We start from the raw sequence: 15,126 nt of genomic DNA, 5'->3' as shown, positions 1-15,126 counted from the left end.
TTATTACGCAACTCCGCACAAATCCAGAGCCGGGGAATGGCCCGGCGGGGTTCTTTACGAATATGACGCCGATCCGGATGATGACCAGTCACTTGCAGGGATGGCTGGGTACGTCTCGGAGCAAGTAGGAGAGATGATAAGTTTGCAGTTTTCATGGTAATGCAGGGAAAGATGTGCATCTTTTATTGAATGCATCTTCAGGCGTTAATCCTTCTGAAAAATCATCAGCCCATTCGCCCTTATAGGCAACGATATCCATTGAATGTCCGCCATTTTTAACCAGTTCAACCACTTCTCTGAACCAGGTTTCAAATGGCGGTTCGGTCAGTTCTGTTTCGTTTTCCATTTTCACTCCTACATCGAAGGCAGCATTGATATGTTAACGGTTCTTTCAATGCCATCAACACTTGTCAGTTGAACAGTAACCAGCCCGGTAGCGCTATTAATAGATAACGATACCGTTACGCCAGTTCCCGCCAGGCCAATGCGTCCAGAACTGGCAACAATGCCAGCAGTGAGGACGTCAATATAATAAAGACTCTCCCTTCTGAATCTGACGGGAATTTTAATATCATCCCCCAGCGACTGACTCCCTATTCTGCATTCAATCAGTATTGCCCTGGTAATATAGTTATCGTAGGCGTTCTGGAATATGTTGGTCTTGGTCAGAGACAATGTTGCACCAACAGAACCCGCAAGTGTACCTGACGACTGAGGGCCAATGACTGGCCTGCCATTAACCACCTGAGTCATTCCCACGTTAACATCATCGTTCATCCCGAGGTTACCGGTTATCGACTTATTTAACGTGGCCGCCTTCTGGTTAATTGCTGAAGTAACAAAACCTGTCATATCACTTCCGGAAACCAGTAACGTACCACCGCCAGAGCCAAGAGCCGATACGTTATAGGATGGCGAGGTTATTCCACCATCTCCACTGTCATTTGCTCCGATACCAGTCCTTACCCCTGAGAGCTGAATTTTACCGTCGTCGATAATTATGAAGTTTGCCGAATAGTCATCACCCACAGCCTGATTAGCACCGCTACGCCGGACGTTAACGCCGCTAACAATCCATGACGACTGCCCGGCAGCAACCACGCCACCTCGCCCCGCCCGGTCGCACAGTTCACCGGAGATTTGATTTTCCACTGATTGATATGCGTAGTAGTTATCTCCGGTGTTCCATTCGTTCCGGCATCCTCCGAAAAAGTTGTTATTAGAGCCACCAGTAAGAGCGACGCCGCGGTCATTGGCGTTAATGGTGCAACCAACCAGCATGGAATCGATAAGGTTTCTCACCCCGTCGCCATTTCCTGACATTGAACAGAAAAACGCTTTTATTGTTCCAGTATAACGAGACCAACCAAGACCTACTGCAAAACGGTAAATTCCACATCCCTCAAGCCTGGTGCCATTAAATTGAGTTGAAGTACTTGCGGAATAAAACAGATATGTCGTCTTGTCACGACCATCAAAAACAATATCCCGGAATACATGCCTGCCTGTTGAATAAAATGGAAAACTTGCACCAGCTGCTACGCGGATGACAACCCCACAATTCAGGAAGCTGCTGTCGTCAGTAATAGTATAGGGACGACGACACCCCCACCCTATCATTGAGAATCCTAATGGAAGCGTTGCCGGATCAAGACCGAAATTTAGCGCACCGACATTCCACGGGATATCCAGTACCATCACCCCATCAGCTATAGCGGCCTTTAACGCGTAGTCGGCAATGACATTAGCGCCAGGGACTGTCAGCAGTTTTTGCTGATCTGCTTCTGTCATGTATTCGAGTATTGATGCCCGGATGATTCTGTCAAGCGAGGAGGCGTTACGATAAACCATCATTGCCCCTTCGCTTGAACCCAGGTTTGAGCGAATAGCATCAGCATTTTACAATCTGTATTTTCAGGGAGTTACACAGTGCTGATTGGTTATGCCAGGGTCTCAACAGGGGATCAAAACCTCGATTTACAGAAAAAAGCGCTGGTTCGCGCAGAATGTGAACTAATTTTCGAAGACACCGCCAGCGGTAAGAATGCTAAAAGGCCAGGATTACGGAAAGCTATTCGCCGACTTCGACCCGGTGATTCGCTGGTGGTCTGGAAGCTGGATCGCCTCGGTCGCAGCGTACGTGACCTCATTACGTTGGTATCTGAACTGCAGGAGCGGGGAATTCATTTTCGCAGCCTGACCGACAGCATTGATACCAGCACGCCAGCAGGCCGCTTCTTTTTCCACGTCATGAGCGCGCTTGCAGAGATGGAGCGAGAATTGATAGTCGAGCGTACCCGCGCCGGTTTAGCCGCGGCTAGGGAGCAGGGCCGGGTAGGTGGCCGGCGCCGGATAATGACCACAGAAGTTGTGGAGCGCTGCCGGCGTATGCTGGATAAAGGGGCGACTCGGCCCCAGGTTGCCGATGTGATAGGGATCAGTGTGAAGACTGTATATAAATATTTCCCATCAAATAGTGGCGTACCTGAGAAGACATGAACGTATCCGCCCACCCCCAGATATCGCCGCTCAATTGTAATGCATGAGATATGGCAGGGCCATAGTCCTTATAAATCATTGTTGTGGCTGGAAACCAGCCACTTTTAGTTGATTCTAGAAGCATAAAGCCATCTTCTCGAACTTTTATAATAGCGAAGGACCGTAACTCGAAAGCAGGGAGTGGTAACTTCCTCTCCTCCGGGAAGTAGATCCTTACCCCGGAAAATATGGCGCTGTTGCAACTGATCATTCTTTTACCAGCCATAGATCCGCTTCTTCAAACATCTCCTCAAGCATGCGGTTTAGCCGTTCTTTATCATGTTTGCTGGCGTCTGAGTTAAGAGCATTTGCCTGCATAGGTTTTACCTTAACTTCAGCATCAGGAAAGATTCTGTGCACCCGTTTTGTTAACTCATTGAGAATAATAGAACGAGCATTAGCCAAACCTTCAACATTGCGCTTGTCATATACGAGTTCAACAAACATTTTTCCGATCCTCTTTACTGTGTTTATATACAGTATATATACTGTGGTTATGCACAGTGTCAAGAAAGAGGAGTAAAACCATGGGCTTTCCATCTCCAGCAGCAGATTACGAAGAAATGCGTATTTCGCTTGACGAAAAATTCATTAAGCATCCGGCTGCGACGTATTTTATGCGAGCGGCAAACACTTGTTATCGTGCGGGTATTTTACAAGGGGCTCTTCTCGTCATTGATGCTTCACTTAAGCCATGTGATGGCACTCTGCTTGTATGTGCAATGGCAGGGGAGTTCAGAGTAAAGCGCTATCGGCTGGTGCCAAAACCTCATCTTGAGGACTTGTCATCTGGGAGAAAGGAAGCGCTTCCGGGGGAAGAGGAGAATTGCCCGCCGGCGGTATTTGGGGTGATCACATACATAATCAATGATGCGCGATCAGGGGAGTTCGACGAGTGCCCGATTATGTAATCTTGACGGGGTTTCACTTCGAATGAAAGCGGGCATAAAAAAAACCAGCCGTAATGGGCTGGTTTAATAAGGATTTTTGCAACTAGAGGTTATGAAATTCCGAACGTGACACCGCATGATGTCTGGCTTTAATGGAATAAGCCGAACAACTTTGTATAGAAACCGATCCCAGTTCCGGCAATCCCAATTAGACTATAAAGCGGGTGGGTTTTAACTAGATCAATTAATACGACAGGTTTAATGCCATAAAGATCCCAAAAAGTTGCATTAGTCTTCAATGATTTATCATGAGTCCGATCGATGATATTGGCAAAGATATCAACTTTACGGAGGGTTGAACGATGGAGCATCAAATAATCGCCGTTCTTAAACGCATCAGCTTCTTCGGCTCCTTGTAAGGCATCTAGATCTGCAATTCCATTCATTTCAGTTAGGCTCATTAACCGACCTTTCCTGCCTTTTGCTGATGTATGTGGGGCATAGGAACGACCATAAAGAGCAACTAAGACACGAGCAAGATCCAACTTCCGCTCATCCTGCAGAATGTATGGCTCACCGCCTAAGACACGAAACCTATGCTCAATTGCTTGGAAGCCATACGCTTCATCCCTCATATTCCAATGTATGAATGTGAAATTCGCATGGTTCCTTAAAAACTGGAAGTAATCAGCAAGCATATAATGTTCCAGTTCATCAAGATGATCGTTTATATCATCCAATTTATTCTGCAATTCGGCTGATTTATGAATAGACCAAGAGTGTGTTTGAGCTGAGTCTAGGTTTCTGACAGCTATAGACGTTACTCGACGCGACTGTCCAGAATCGTTGTCATAGAAAGATTCACAGGAATAATGGATAAGATAAGATTGCTCTGCATTGGCAAAGGCTTTTTCTAGCGCTTTTCTGTTTTCCTTTCTGTTCGCAATGCGAATTAATTCGGATGAAGACATTGGCCTCTCCCAATGGTTAAGATGCTAACCTAAATACAAAAAAGCCCGCATGCGCGGGCTTTTTTGTCGCTCGGGAGTCGCGGCTCCTTTGCGTATCCTTTTTTGTCCCCTCACCGTCTGGTCGGTGTCCTGCTGAGACTGCTAACTTCCTGTTATTGCTAGTGATGTCCTATCACTGTCCAATCATGATTGGTGGAGCTGGCGGGAGTTGAACCCGCGTCCGAAATTCCTACATCCTCGGTACTACATGCTTAGTCAGTCTTTACATTCGCCTGGCACCTGCGGACAGACACGCCACTACCAAACTAGCCTGATTAGTTTTAACGCTTCAACCCCAGGCAGGGCTTCCACGCGATCTCTTTTGGGTTTGACCTCTCTTTGATCCCCGTCTTAAGAGCGGAAGCTAGGGAGAGAGGGCTCAGAGCAGGTTATTAAGCTGCTAAAGCGTAGTTTTCGTCGTTTGCGACTATTTTTTTGCGGCTTTTTACGAGGCCAACCGCCCCTCGGCATGCACCTTGGGTTTCGCAAATCCCGTCGAATCCAGAATCAGCCCCAATGTGTACGTTGAGTATAACAGATTTATGAATGTGCTTACCAGCCCTCGTTTTGAGGATTATGGGGCTGGATTGTTTAAAAAACCAGCGTCAACAACGGTATAGCAGAAGGGCCAGCAAAACTGACCCTCAAGGAATGGACAATTAACGACCAGCATGTTTCATAATACGGGCTTTATCCACCGCCCATTCGCGGTCTTTAATATCGGTACGCTTGTCATGCTGTTTTTTACCTTTCGCTACGCCGATCTTCACTTTGCACCATGCGTTCTTCCAGTACAGCGAAAGAGCAACCACGGTATAGCCTTCACGGTTGATGCGTCCGTACAGGGTATCCAGTTCACGCTGGTTTAGCAGCAGCTTACGGGTACGCGTCGGGTCGCAGACATAATGAGTGGAAGCTACGGCCATAGGTGTAAAGTTAGCGCCAAACAGATAGGCCTCGCCATCTTTCAGAATGACGTAGCTATCACCTATGTTGGCTTTACCTGCGCGAAGGGACTTTACTTCCCATCCTTGCAGGGCGAGACCAGCCTCGTATTCATCTTCGATAAAGTATTCATGACGAGCGCGTTTATTCAGCGCAATGGTGGCTGATCCAGGTTTGTGGGCTTTTTTCTTAGTCATAGTATCCTGAAGTCATCGTCTTAAAACGGTCGTACCTCAATCCATCCTGCGAGGTGTAATGGGGTATCTTAGCACGAGTTGCGGTACAGCGTTTTTTTTAGCAGTAGATAAATGATATTATTTGCGCCGTGTTTATATGTGGAACCTGTCATGCCTCAGATTAGCCGTACCGCTCTGGTGCCGTTCAGTGCGGAACAGATGTATCAACTCGTAAATGATGTGAAGTCCTACCCTGATTTTCTACCGGGCTGTACCGGTAGCCGGGTTCTGGAGCTCGGTCCGACGCAGATGACTGCGGCGGTTGACGTGTCTAAAGCGGGTATCAGCAAAACCTTCACTACGCGAAATACGCTGACCAGTAACCAGAGTATCCTGATGAGTCTGGTCGATGGGCCGTTCAAAAAGCTGATTGGCGGCTGGAAGTTTATTCCCTTAAGCCCGGATGCGTGCAAAATTGAGTTCCATCTCGATTTTGAATTTACGAATAAGCTGATTGAGATGGCCTTCGGTCGCATCTTCAAAGAGCTGGCCATGAATATGGTGCAGGCGTTTACGACCCGCGCGAAAGAGGTTTACAGTGCCGGCTAACATCGTCGTTGAAGTGGCTTATGCACTGCCGGAAAAGCAATATCTGCAAAGCGTTAAGCTGGAAGAAGGCGCGACGGTCGAGCAGGCGATCGTCGCCAGCGGTATTCTGGCGCTACGGGATGATGTCGATTTGGCTAAAAATAAAGTGGGTATTTATAGCCGCCCGGCTAAGCTTCAGGATGAAGTCCGCGATGGAGATCGGGTCGAAATTTATCGGCCGCTGATTGCTGACCCGAAAGAACTGCGTCGCCAGCGGGCAGAGAAAAACTCAGGGAAGTAATACTCTTAGACATGATATTTCTGACGTAAAAAAGCGCTCATAGAGCGCTTTTTGCGTATTGATGATCTTACTCTGCTGTGAGGGCAGGTTTGTTATCAATGTTAGTCAGTACACCGCTGCTATTAAAGGTCAGGGTAAGCGTTTGCTGGGTAACTTTTTCATGTCCAGGCTGCTGACGGAAAACGTAGAACCAGGTATTGGTGCCAAACGGATCCGACATCATTGGCGTACCCAGAGCATAGGCAACCTGTTGTTGCGTCATGCCGACACGAACTTTTGCTACATCGGTTGGTGCCAGATAGTTACCCTGGTTGATGTCAGGACGGTAAACCACTCGTTCCAGAGTGGAACAGCCTGCGGTCAACATAAGAAGAACCGCTGCGGCAGCAGTCAGCGTTTTACAGCGCATAGTGATTTGATTCCTTTTTGGGCCCGAGCAGTACGTGGCTCATCTGTAATATGCCGATGATAATAGACCTTTGCCCGGTTGGGAACCTTCGGCTGCAGGTCTATCGGCAATTTGCTGTTCACTATGACTCTGTGAAAATCAAAAAGTTTACGCGGCAAGCAACTCTTTCGCGTTTGCCAGAGTGTTGCGGGTGACTTCGCTACCGCCCAGCAGGCGGGCCAGTTCCTGCAAACGAGCGCGTTTATCCAGAGGGTGCATATGTGTTTCGGTCATTTCGCCGTCTGTTTCTTTACAGACGAAGAAATGGTGATGACCACAACCGGCAACCTGCGGCAGGTGAGTAACGCACATCACCTGAGTTGACTCGCCTAACTGACGCAGCAGTTTACCCACTATCGCTGCCGTCGGGCCGCTAATGCCGACATCCACTTCATCGAAAATCAGCGCCGGGGTTTCCATTTTCCGCGCGGTGATGACCTGAATTGCCAGAGCAATACGAGATAGCTCACCGCCGGAGGCTACTTTGGCAATAGGTTGTAGCGGCTGGCCCGGGTTGGTTGTCACGCGGAATTCGATATGGTCCGCACCTTCCGCCGTAAGATGACGTTCATCAAACGAAACATCTATGGAGAATACTCCGTGTGGCATTGAAAGTGAGTGCATACTCTCAGTAATTAGCTGAGTCAGCTCGTTAGCGCTATTCTGGCGCAGATCATGCAGCTGTTTTGCCGTATCCAGCGCCAGCAGATGGTGCTCGATAACCCTTTGGCTAAGGGACTCGAGGGAACCCGCGCTATCATCCAATAGGCACTGCTCTTCAAGTAATGACAGGTAAAATGCAGGAAGTTCCTCGGGCGTAATTTGATGCTTACGCGCCAGGGCAATCTGTCGGGATATGCGTTGCTCCAGTTCGAACAGACGGTTTGGATCGAGATCCAGACGCTCATGGTAATGGCGTAATTCATCTGTGGCTTCACTAAGCTGAATAGATGCTTCTTCCAGCATATCCAGTACCCCTGAGAGTTTACTGTCCATACCGACCAGCTCACTCACCAGCTGTTTCGTGGTATAGAGTTGGCTTTGCAGGTTGGCTTCTTCGCCGTCTGCCAGAACCGTCAGCGCATGCTGGCAGGTCGTCAGAAGCTGACCGCTATTGGCCAGACGCTTGTACTCTTCATCAATTTGCTCGAACTCACCCGGAAGCGGGTTGAATTCGTTTAATTCCTTTAATTGATATTGCAACAGGTCTGCGCGGGCTGCACGTTCCTGGCTCTGCTGCTGGTGCTGCGCCAGCTCACGGCAGCTCTGATGCCACTGGCGATAGTGTTCGGCCATACGCTGAGTAAGTACATACTCACCGGTATAGCCATCGAGCAGCATTTTCTGATGTTCGGGTTTAGTCAGCCGCTGGTGTGCATGCTGGCCGTGGATTTGGATAAGCAGTTGACCCAGTTCTCTGAGCTGCGATAACGGAACTGCCGTACCGTTAATGAAGCCACGGGAGCGACCATCGGTGCTGATGACGCGACGAAGTAAACACTCACGTCCGCTTTCCAGTTGGTTCTGTTCCAGCCAGCGCTGAGCGGCTGGCGTGTCTTTCAGGGAGAAGCGTGCGCATAAATCAGCCCGGCTGGCACCTCTGCGCACCATGTCGGCTTCTGCACGACCGCCGAGGCACAACCCCAGCGCGTCGATAGCGATCGATTTTCCGGCGCCTGTTTCGCCAGTGATGGCGGTCATACCGCTGTGAAAATCGATTTCCAGCTCACGAACGATAGCAAAATTACTGATAGTGAGTTGTGCCAACATAGCTGCCTTCCTGTATGAAAAACCATTACTGTGTTTTCGTACAGTATAATATGGTTTTTTATCCAGTAAAGAGCCAGACTACAAAATCAGAATAATTTTTTTGACCAGCCTAACTTAGTACTTAATGTATTGAAATAGTTGTAATCTTTTGGATGAATGAGGTTGAGATGATAATCGCAACGGCGGATTAGCACATCTTCACCATCCTGAATCGGAAGCGCTATCTGGCTATCGCAGCTAATTTCCAGGTCGCTACAGCGCTGAGAAAACCGCAGGCGAATGGTGCTATCACCGTTGATCACCAGCGGACGAGCCGAAAGCGTGTGCGGGAACATAGGCACCAGAGTGATAGCATCCAGCGACGGAGTGAGAATGGGACCTCCGGCAGAGAGTGAATAAGCCGTGGAGCCGGTTGGCGTGGAGATAATCAGGCCGTCGGAGCGCTGAGAGAAAGCAAATACCTCGTCAATGTAGACTTCAAACTCAATCATATGCGCCACTTTGCCGGGATGCAGGACGACTTCGTTAATCGCCGTGCTGATGCGTTTCTGGCAATCCTGCTGGCACACCTGAGCTTCCAGCAGAAAGCGTTTTTCGGCGATATAGTGGCCTTCAAGCACATCGGCAAGCTGTTGTAGCGCGTTATCCGGGTCGAGGTCGGTCAGAAAACCGAGATTACCGCGGTTAATCCCTATAACGTTAATGTCGTAGCGCGCCAATGTACGTGCGGCGCCAAGCATATTGCCGTCACCGCCGACGACGACCGCGAGGTCCGCCTGCTGACCAATTTCCGCCAGCGTCCCGGTTTTAACGTTGCTAAGCTGTAGCTCATGAGCGATTTGCTGTTCAATCAGCACTTCATAACCTTTGCTGGACAGCCAGCGCCAGAGCATTTCATGTGTGGTCAGCGCGGTTGGGTGACGAGGGTGTCCCACAATGCCTATACACTTGAAGTGGTTCTTCATGATCTGGATGTCCTTAGGTTAAATGAATAGTGACAATCTGGCTGTGTTCCCTTGAAACCCGGAAACTGATCCCCATAATAAGCGAAGTTAGCGAGATGAATGCGAAAAAAACGCGGAGAAATTCATGAGTAGTAAAGAACAGAAAACGCCTGAGGGGCAAGCCCCGGAAGAAATTATCACGGAGCAGCACGACGACGTTGAGGCGGTAGAGCCTGAAGTTTCGGCTGAGCAGGTGGATCCGCGCGATGAAAAAATTGCGAATCTGGAAGCACAGCTTGTTGAAGCACAGAAGCGCGAACGTGAAGTGATGCTGCGTGCAAAGGCCGATGAAGATAACCTGCGCCGCCGTACCGAACTGGATATCGAAAAAGCGCATAAGTTTGCGCTGGAGAAGTTCGTCAACGAACTGCTGCCAGTGATTGACAGCCTGGATCGCGCGCTGGAAGTGGCTGATAAAGCGAATCCGGATATGGCGCCCATGGTTGAAGGTATTGAACTGACTCTGAAATCAATGCTGGACGTCGTACGTAAATTTGGCGTGGAAGTCATTGGCGATACCAACGTCCCGCTGGACCCGAACGTACATCAGGCTATTGCGATGGTTGAATCTGAAGACGTAGCGGCTGGTAACGTTCTGGGCGTCATGCAAAAAGGCTATACCCTGAATGGTCGTACGATTCGCGCGGCGATGGTGACCGTGGCGAAAGCGAAGTAAATAATTGCGAAACGGCTACTCAGGTAGCCGTTTTTCTGGTCATATTTGGCAAATGCGCATGGCTTGCTACTATTCCGCCACGCTTTCGCGAATAGGTTTTACTGGCATCACCTTCACCTGTTTAATCATATTCTCCTGAACATCAAGAATATCGATATCGTATTGCTCGATGCGTACGCGCGTACCTGGGGCAGGGATCTCTTCCAGCGCTTCAAGAATAATACCGTTTACGGTACGAGCTTCATCTTCCGGCAGATGCCAGTTAAACGCTTTATTGATTTCACGTACGTTGGCGGTACCGTCAATAATGACCGAACCGTCGTTAAGCGGTGTTACCTCTTCTGCAAGCGTAGGCGACATTGAAGTAGTGAAATCACCCACGATTTCTTCGAGAATATCCTCTACCGTGACCAGCCCCTGAATATCGCCATATTCATCAACTACCAGACCAACTTTCTTCTTATTACGCTGGAATTTCACCAGTTGTGTGCTGAGCGGCGTACCTTCCGGCACAAAGTAGATTTCATCGGCAGCGCGCAGCATGACCTCTTTGGTGAACTCTTTTTTCTCCGTCATCAGGCGATAAGCCTCACGTACGCGCAGCATGCTGATGGCATCGTCTAGCGTGTCGCGGTACAGTACGATGCGTCCGTGCGGAGAATGAGTTAGCTGACGAACAATTGACTTCCAGTCATCGTTAATATCAATGCCGACGATTTCGTTGCGCGGAACCATGATGTCGTCAACGCTGACTTTCTCGAGGTCCAGCACTGATAGCAGCATGTCCTGATTGCGGCGGGATATTTGTGAGCGTGACTCATTCACGATGGTACGTAATTCATCTTTGCTCAATGCTCCGCTGATGACGATATCGGTTTTGATACCCATCATGCGCATCAAAACGCGAGTAATCGTGTTGAGCAACCACACCAGCGGCATCATCAGTATCTGCAGTGGTGCCAGCAGAAAGCTGCTTGGGTAGGCGACCTTTTCCGGGTAGAGGGCTGCTATTGTTTTTGGTAGCACCTCGGCGAATACCAGCACCACAAAGGTCAGCACCCCGGTAGCAATGGCGACGCCGACATCACCGTACAGGCGCATACCAACAATCGTCCCCAAAGCAGAGGCAAGGATATTGACGAGGTTATTACCAATTAGCACCAGGCTGATGAGACGGTCAGGTTTGCGTAGCAGCTTTTCGACACGCTTCGCCTGGCGGTTGCCTTGCTTAGCAAGATGACGCAGACGATAGCGGTTTAATGTCATCATGCCGGTTTCAGAACCGGAAAAATAGGCGGAGATAATCACCATGATGATCAGAGTAACGATCAACGTAGTGGTGGAGATATGTTCCACTTGGGATTCCTTAAAGGCTTAACTCATGAACTGTTGCAATACGCGGCTGCCGAAGTAGGCTAGCGTTAGCAGCCCAGCGCCAGTCACGTTGAACCAGACGACCCGGCGTCCGCGCCACCCTTCATGATAGTGGCCCCAAAGCAGGACGATATAGACAAACCACGCCACAATAGACAGTACGGCCTTGTCGATATTTTCCGCGCTAAACAGGTTGTGCATATAGAACAACCCGGTACACAGCGTCAGGGTTAACAGGACCACGCCTATCTGGGTGATATGGAACATTTTTCGTTCGATGCTCATCAGCGGCGGCATTTCGCTACTGAATTTCAACCTTTTATTTTTCAACTGATAGTCAATCCACGCCAGCTGTAATGCATACAGGGCCGCGATAATCAGCGTAGCATACGAGAAGAGCGACAGGCCGATATGCACCAGCATACCCGGCGTAGTTTCCAGGTGCGTGATGTACTCGTTCGGCATAAAGGTAGCGAATGCAAGGTTGATCAACGCGAAGGTGTAGACGATAGGTAGCAATAACCAGCCTCGGTTACGCGATGCGACAATGGTCATCACCGTACAAATCATCAGGCTGACCAGCGACCCCACGTTTAATAAGCTGAGGTTTTGCCCGCTTTCACCGCCGGGGAAAATGCGTGACTCCAGCGCGAAGGCGTGACAAATCAACGCAATAGTTGCGGAGAGAATCGCCATCCGCCGCCAGCTGCTGTTTTTTTGTAGCAGACCAGGGACGATCAGCGCGAGGCTGATGGAGTAGGCGACAAGAGCGAGTAGAGCAAAAACAGGCATATGGGCGTCGACTGTTGACTAAATAGTAGAGAGAAGCAGTATAACGTCACGCGACTCAGGCTCCAACCGTTGCAGCACATTCGCGTTTATGTCGTGTTATACTGCGCCCATTCCGTTTTTTGTGTCGCTGCGGCGACCGACCGTTTCCACCTCAGGCGAGAGACAATGTTTGATAATTTAACCGATCGTTTGTCGCGTACGCTGCGCAACATTAGCGGCCGCGGACGCCTTACTGAAGACAATATTAAAGATACCCTGCGCGAAGTGCGCATGGCGCTGCTGGAGGCGGATGTTGCTCTGCCTGTGGTTCGCGACTTCATCAATCGTGTAAAAGAGAGCGCGGTTGGTCATGAAGTTAATAAAAGCCTGACCCCGGGCCAGGAGTTCGTCAAGATCGTGCGCAACGAACTGGTTGCCGCGATGGGCGAAGAGAACCAGGCGCTCGATTTAGCCGCGCAGCCGCCGGCCGTGGTTCTGATGGCTGGTTTGCAGGGGGCGGGTAAAACAACCAGCGTCGCTAAGCTGGGTAAATTCTTGCGTGAAAAGCACAAGAAGAAAGTCCTGGTTGTTTCCGCTGACGTTTATCGTCCCGCGGCAATCAAACAGCTGGAAACGCTGGCCGAGCAGGTTAGCGTTGATTTCTTCCCGTCTGACGTTGGTCAGAAACCGGTTGATATTGTTAATGCCGCGCTGAAAGAAGCGAAGCTCAAATTCTACGACGTGCTGCTGGTGGATACCGCTGGTCGTCTGCACGTTGATGAAGCGATGATGGACGAGATCAAGCAGGTTCATGCATCTCTGAATCCAGTCGAAACCCTGTTTGTTGTCGATGCGATGACCGGCCAGGATGCGGCGAATACGGCGAAAGCGTTTAACGAAGCTCTGCCGCTGACCGGGGTTGTGCTGACCAAAGTCGACGGTGATGCTCGCGGCGGTGCGGCGCTGTCAATTCGTCATATCACCGGCAAGCCGATTAAATTCCTCGGGGTTGGCGAGAAAACCGAAGCGCTGGAGCCATTCCATCCGGATCGTATTGCTTCGCGTATCCTCGGTATGGGCGATGTTCTGTCGCTGATCGAAGATATCGAAAGTAAAGTCGACCGCGCTCAGGCTGAGAAGCTGGCTTCCAAGCTGAAAAAAGGCGATGGTTTTGACCTGACCGATTTCCTTGAACAGCTGCGTCAGATGAAAAATATGGGCGGTATGGCCAGCCTGATGGGCAAACTGCCGGGTATGGGGCAGATCCCGGATAACGTTAAATCGCAGATGGATGACAAGGTACTGGTGCGTATGGAAGCGATCATCAACTCGATGACGCTGAAAGAGCGCGCGAAGCCGGAAATTATCAAAGGTTCGCGCAAGCGCCGTATCGCAGCAGGCTGTGGTATGCAGGTGCAGGATGTGAACCGTCTGCTTAAGCAGTTTGACGATATGCAGCGCATGATGAAGAAGATGAAGTCGAAAGGCGGCATGATGAAGATGATGCGCGGAATGAAAGGGATGATGCCGCCTGGTTTCCCTGGAGGCCGATAATATAGTGGCTATTGCTGCCGGCGCGCCCTTCTTTCCTGACCCATTGTTGGTGCGTTCTGGCTATGAATTACTCGCAGGTACCCAATTTAAGGGTACCTGCGGCATCCTTCCACTGCAGAGTTTATAACTGCTGATTGCAATTTCCCCAGAAATCAGTAAAATTTTCGGGCTTTTAATATGACACCGGGCTCCGTTCCTCGATGGGGCCCGGTGTTTTATTCACACAAGAGGATGTTATGGTTACTATTCGTTTAGCACGTCACGGCGCGAAAAAGCGTCCGTTCTACCAGGTTGTTGTTACCGACAGCCGTAATGCACGCAACGGTCGCTTCATCGAGCGCGTTGGTTTCTTCAACCCGATCGCTTCTGCGAACGAAGAAGGAACTCGTCTGGATCTGGATCGTATCGCTCACTGGGTTGGCCTGGGCGCTACTGTTTCCGATCGCGTTGCTGCGCTGATCAAAGCCGCTAACAAAGCAGCTTAATCTGTCACGGTGGTCATGATGAGCAAGCAACACACCGCACAAGCACCTGTTGATCCGATTGTATTGGGCAAGATGGGTTCTTCCTACGGTATCCGTGGTTGGCTCAGAGTGTTTTCCTCCACCGAAGACGCCGAAAGCATTTTTGACTATCAACCCTGGTTAATCCAGAGGGCGGGTCAGTGGCAGGTTGTTGAGCTGGAAAGCTGGCGCCACCACAATCAGGATATCGTCATCAAACTGAAAGGCGTTGACGATCGCGATGCAGCGAATCTATTGACCAATTGCGAAATTGTCGTGGATTCATCGCAGCTGCCTGCGCTGGAAGAAGGCGATTATTACTGGAAAGACCTGATGGGCTGCCAGGTAGTCACCACTGAAGGCTATAGCCTCGGTAAAGTCATCGATATGATGGAAACCGGGTCTAATGACGTTCTCGTCATTAAGGCAAACCTGAAAGATGCGTTTGGTATCAAGGAGCGGTTGGTTCCGTTCCTCGATGGGCAGGTTATCAAGAAAGTCGATCTCACTACTCGTATAATCGAAGTAGATTGGGATCCTGGTTTTTAAATTCTCCGGTTAAACGGTAAAAAAAACGG

The 15,126-nt window shown here is 49.8% G+C and carries 18 protein-coding genes and 1 other RNA gene; 8 read left to right on the top strand and 11 right to left on the bottom strand.

All coding sequences use genetic code 11. The annotated features are described in order from the left end of the window. Positions 1 to 151: 151 nt before the first annotated feature. Both FN082_RS10455 and FN082_RS10450 read right to left on the bottom strand, forming a co-directional pair. Positions 152 to 346, bottom strand: coding sequence for a hypothetical protein (locus FN082_RS10455; RefSeq protein ID WP_142981543.1), 195 nt, complete (start codon positions 344 to 346; stop codon positions 152 to 154). Positions 347 to 354: 8 nt separating this feature from the next. Beyond that, entirely contained in the window at positions 355 to 1,854 is a 1,500-nt protein-coding gene (locus FN082_RS10450) for a hypothetical protein (RefSeq protein WP_142981542.1), read from the bottom strand. A gap of 75 nt (positions 1,855 to 1,929) precedes the next feature. Here FN082_RS10450 and FN082_RS10445 point away from each other — a divergent pair, with 75 nt between their 5' ends. Further along, positions 1,930 to 2,499 (top strand): recombinase family protein, encoded by a 570-nt coding sequence (locus FN082_RS10445; protein WP_116965843.1) that lies wholly within the window; start codon positions 1,930 to 1,932, stop codon positions 2,497 to 2,499. A 246-nt stretch (positions 2,500 to 2,745) separates the two neighbouring features. Here FN082_RS10445 and FN082_RS10440 read toward each other — a convergent pair whose 3' ends face one another. Beyond that, the gene (locus tag FN082_RS10440; protein WP_015370245.1) at positions 2,746 to 2,985 is read right to left on the bottom strand and encodes a DinI family protein; all 240 of its coding nucleotides are present in this window, start codon (positions 2,983 to 2,985) and stop codon (positions 2,746 to 2,748) included. A gap of 80 nt (positions 2,986 to 3,065) precedes the next feature. Here FN082_RS10440 and FN082_RS10435 point away from each other — a divergent pair, with 80 nt between their 5' ends. Then, positions 3,066 to 3,449: a HumD family translesion DNA polymerase gene (locus tag FN082_RS10435; protein ID WP_049592259.1), complete on the top strand. Its 384-nt coding sequence runs from the start codon at positions 3,066 to 3,068 to the stop codon at positions 3,447 to 3,449. A gap of 128 nt (positions 3,450 to 3,577) precedes the next feature. On the opposite strand, the gene FN082_RS10430 is transcribed toward FN082_RS10435, so the two are convergent. The 3 genes from FN082_RS10430 to smpB all read right to left on the bottom strand — a co-directional run bounded on the left by FN082_RS10430 (position 3,578) and on the right by smpB (position 5,580). After that, complete coding sequence (locus tag FN082_RS10430; RefSeq protein WP_075552893.1) at positions 3,578 to 4,399, bottom strand: hypothetical protein; 822 nt, start codon at positions 4,397 to 4,399, stop codon at positions 3,578 to 3,580. Between the two features lie 190 nt (positions 4,400 to 4,589). Continuing rightward, positions 4,590 to 4,953, bottom strand: a transfer-messenger RNA (tmRNA) gene (gene ssrA, locus FN082_RS10425). A gap of 144 nt (positions 4,954 to 5,097) precedes the next feature. Continuing rightward, positions 5,098 to 5,580, bottom strand: a complete 483-nt coding sequence (gene smpB / locus FN082_RS10420; protein ID WP_004104655.1) for an SsrA-binding protein SmpB — start codon at positions 5,578 to 5,580, stop codon at positions 5,098 to 5,100. 150 nt (positions 5,581 to 5,730) lie between these two features. Here smpB and FN082_RS10415 point away from each other — a divergent pair, with 150 nt between their 5' ends. Together FN082_RS10415 and FN082_RS10410 are read left to right on the top strand one after the other, a co-directional pair. After that, positions 5,731 to 6,168 carry a type II toxin-antitoxin system RatA family toxin gene (locus FN082_RS10415; RefSeq protein WP_208431176.1) on the top strand — a complete coding sequence of 146 codons (438 nt, stop codon included), beginning with the start codon at positions 5,731 to 5,733 and terminating at the stop codon, positions 6,166 to 6,168. Continuing rightward, positions 6,158 to 6,448: an RnfH family protein gene (locus tag FN082_RS10410; RefSeq protein WP_139539427.1), complete on the top strand. Its 291-nt coding sequence runs from the start codon at positions 6,158 to 6,160 to the stop codon at positions 6,446 to 6,448. Before FN082_RS10415 ends, FN082_RS10410 begins: the two co-directional genes overlap by 11 nt. Before the next feature lie 67 nt (positions 6,449 to 6,515). Here the strand turns inward: FN082_RS10410 and bamE are convergent, their stop codons facing one another. From bamE to nadK, 3 genes are all read right to left on the bottom strand, one after another. Beyond that, positions 6,516 to 6,857: an outer membrane protein assembly factor BamE gene (bamE, locus tag FN082_RS10405; protein ID WP_004104649.1), complete on the bottom strand. Its 342-nt coding sequence runs from the start codon at positions 6,855 to 6,857 to the stop codon at positions 6,516 to 6,518. 147 nt (positions 6,858 to 7,004) lie between these two features. Next, a complete protein-coding gene (recN, locus tag FN082_RS10400; RefSeq protein ID WP_142981541.1) occupies positions 7,005 to 8,666 on the bottom strand; it encodes a DNA repair protein RecN in 1,662 nt (553 codons plus the stop codon). An 86-nt stretch (positions 8,667 to 8,752) separates the two neighbouring features. Beyond that, positions 8,753 to 9,631 carry an NAD(+) kinase gene (nadK, locus tag FN082_RS10395; protein WP_139539425.1) on the bottom strand — a complete coding sequence of 293 codons (879 nt, stop codon included), beginning with the start codon at positions 9,629 to 9,631 and terminating at the stop codon, positions 8,753 to 8,755. Between the two features lie 124 nt (positions 9,632 to 9,755). Between nadK and grpE the strand changes: the two genes are divergently transcribed. Further along, positions 9,756 to 10,346 carry a nucleotide exchange factor GrpE gene (grpE, locus tag FN082_RS10390; RefSeq protein WP_142463519.1) on the top strand — a complete coding sequence of 197 codons (591 nt, stop codon included), beginning with the start codon at positions 9,756 to 9,758 and terminating at the stop codon, positions 10,344 to 10,346. A 69-nt stretch (positions 10,347 to 10,415) separates the two neighbouring features. Here the strand turns inward: grpE and FN082_RS10385 are convergent, their stop codons facing one another. Both FN082_RS10385 and FN082_RS10380 read right to left on the bottom strand, forming a co-directional pair. Then, on the bottom strand, positions 10,416 to 11,702 hold the full coding sequence (locus FN082_RS10385) for an HlyC/CorC family transporter (protein WP_139539423.1): 1,287 nt from the start codon (positions 11,700 to 11,702) through the stop codon (positions 10,416 to 10,418). Between the two features lie 18 nt (positions 11,703 to 11,720). Then, positions 11,721 to 12,512: a cytochrome C assembly family protein gene (locus tag FN082_RS10380; RefSeq protein WP_139539422.1), complete on the bottom strand. Its 792-nt coding sequence runs from the start codon at positions 12,510 to 12,512 to the stop codon at positions 11,721 to 11,723. A 165-nt stretch (positions 12,513 to 12,677) separates the two neighbouring features. Here FN082_RS10380 and ffh point away from each other — a divergent pair, with 165 nt between their 5' ends. The 3 genes from ffh (at position 12,678) to rimM (ending at position 15,097) form a co-directional block, all read left to right on the top strand. Then, positions 12,678 to 14,045 (top strand): signal recognition particle protein, encoded by a 1,368-nt coding sequence (ffh, locus tag FN082_RS10375; protein ID WP_004123779.1) that lies wholly within the window; start codon positions 12,678 to 12,680, stop codon positions 14,043 to 14,045. Positions 14,046 to 14,281: 236 nt separating this feature from the next. Then, positions 14,282 to 14,530 carry a 30S ribosomal protein S16 gene (gene rpsP, locus FN082_RS10370; RefSeq protein WP_139539421.1) on the top strand — a complete coding sequence of 83 codons (249 nt, stop codon included), beginning with the start codon at positions 14,282 to 14,284 and terminating at the stop codon, positions 14,528 to 14,530. Between the two features lie 18 nt (positions 14,531 to 14,548). Then, on the top strand, positions 14,549 to 15,097 hold the full coding sequence (gene rimM / locus FN082_RS10365) for a ribosome maturation factor RimM (RefSeq protein ID WP_139539420.1): 549 nt from the start codon (positions 14,549 to 14,551) through the stop codon (positions 15,095 to 15,097). Positions 15,098 to 15,126 lie beyond the last annotated feature (29 nt).

The organism is Klebsiella spallanzanii (assembly GCF_902158555.1).
Lineage (GTDB): Bacteria > Pseudomonadota > Gammaproteobacteria > Enterobacterales > Enterobacteriaceae > Klebsiella > Klebsiella spallanzanii.
This window is presented reverse-complemented; position numbering and strand designations above follow the sequence as displayed.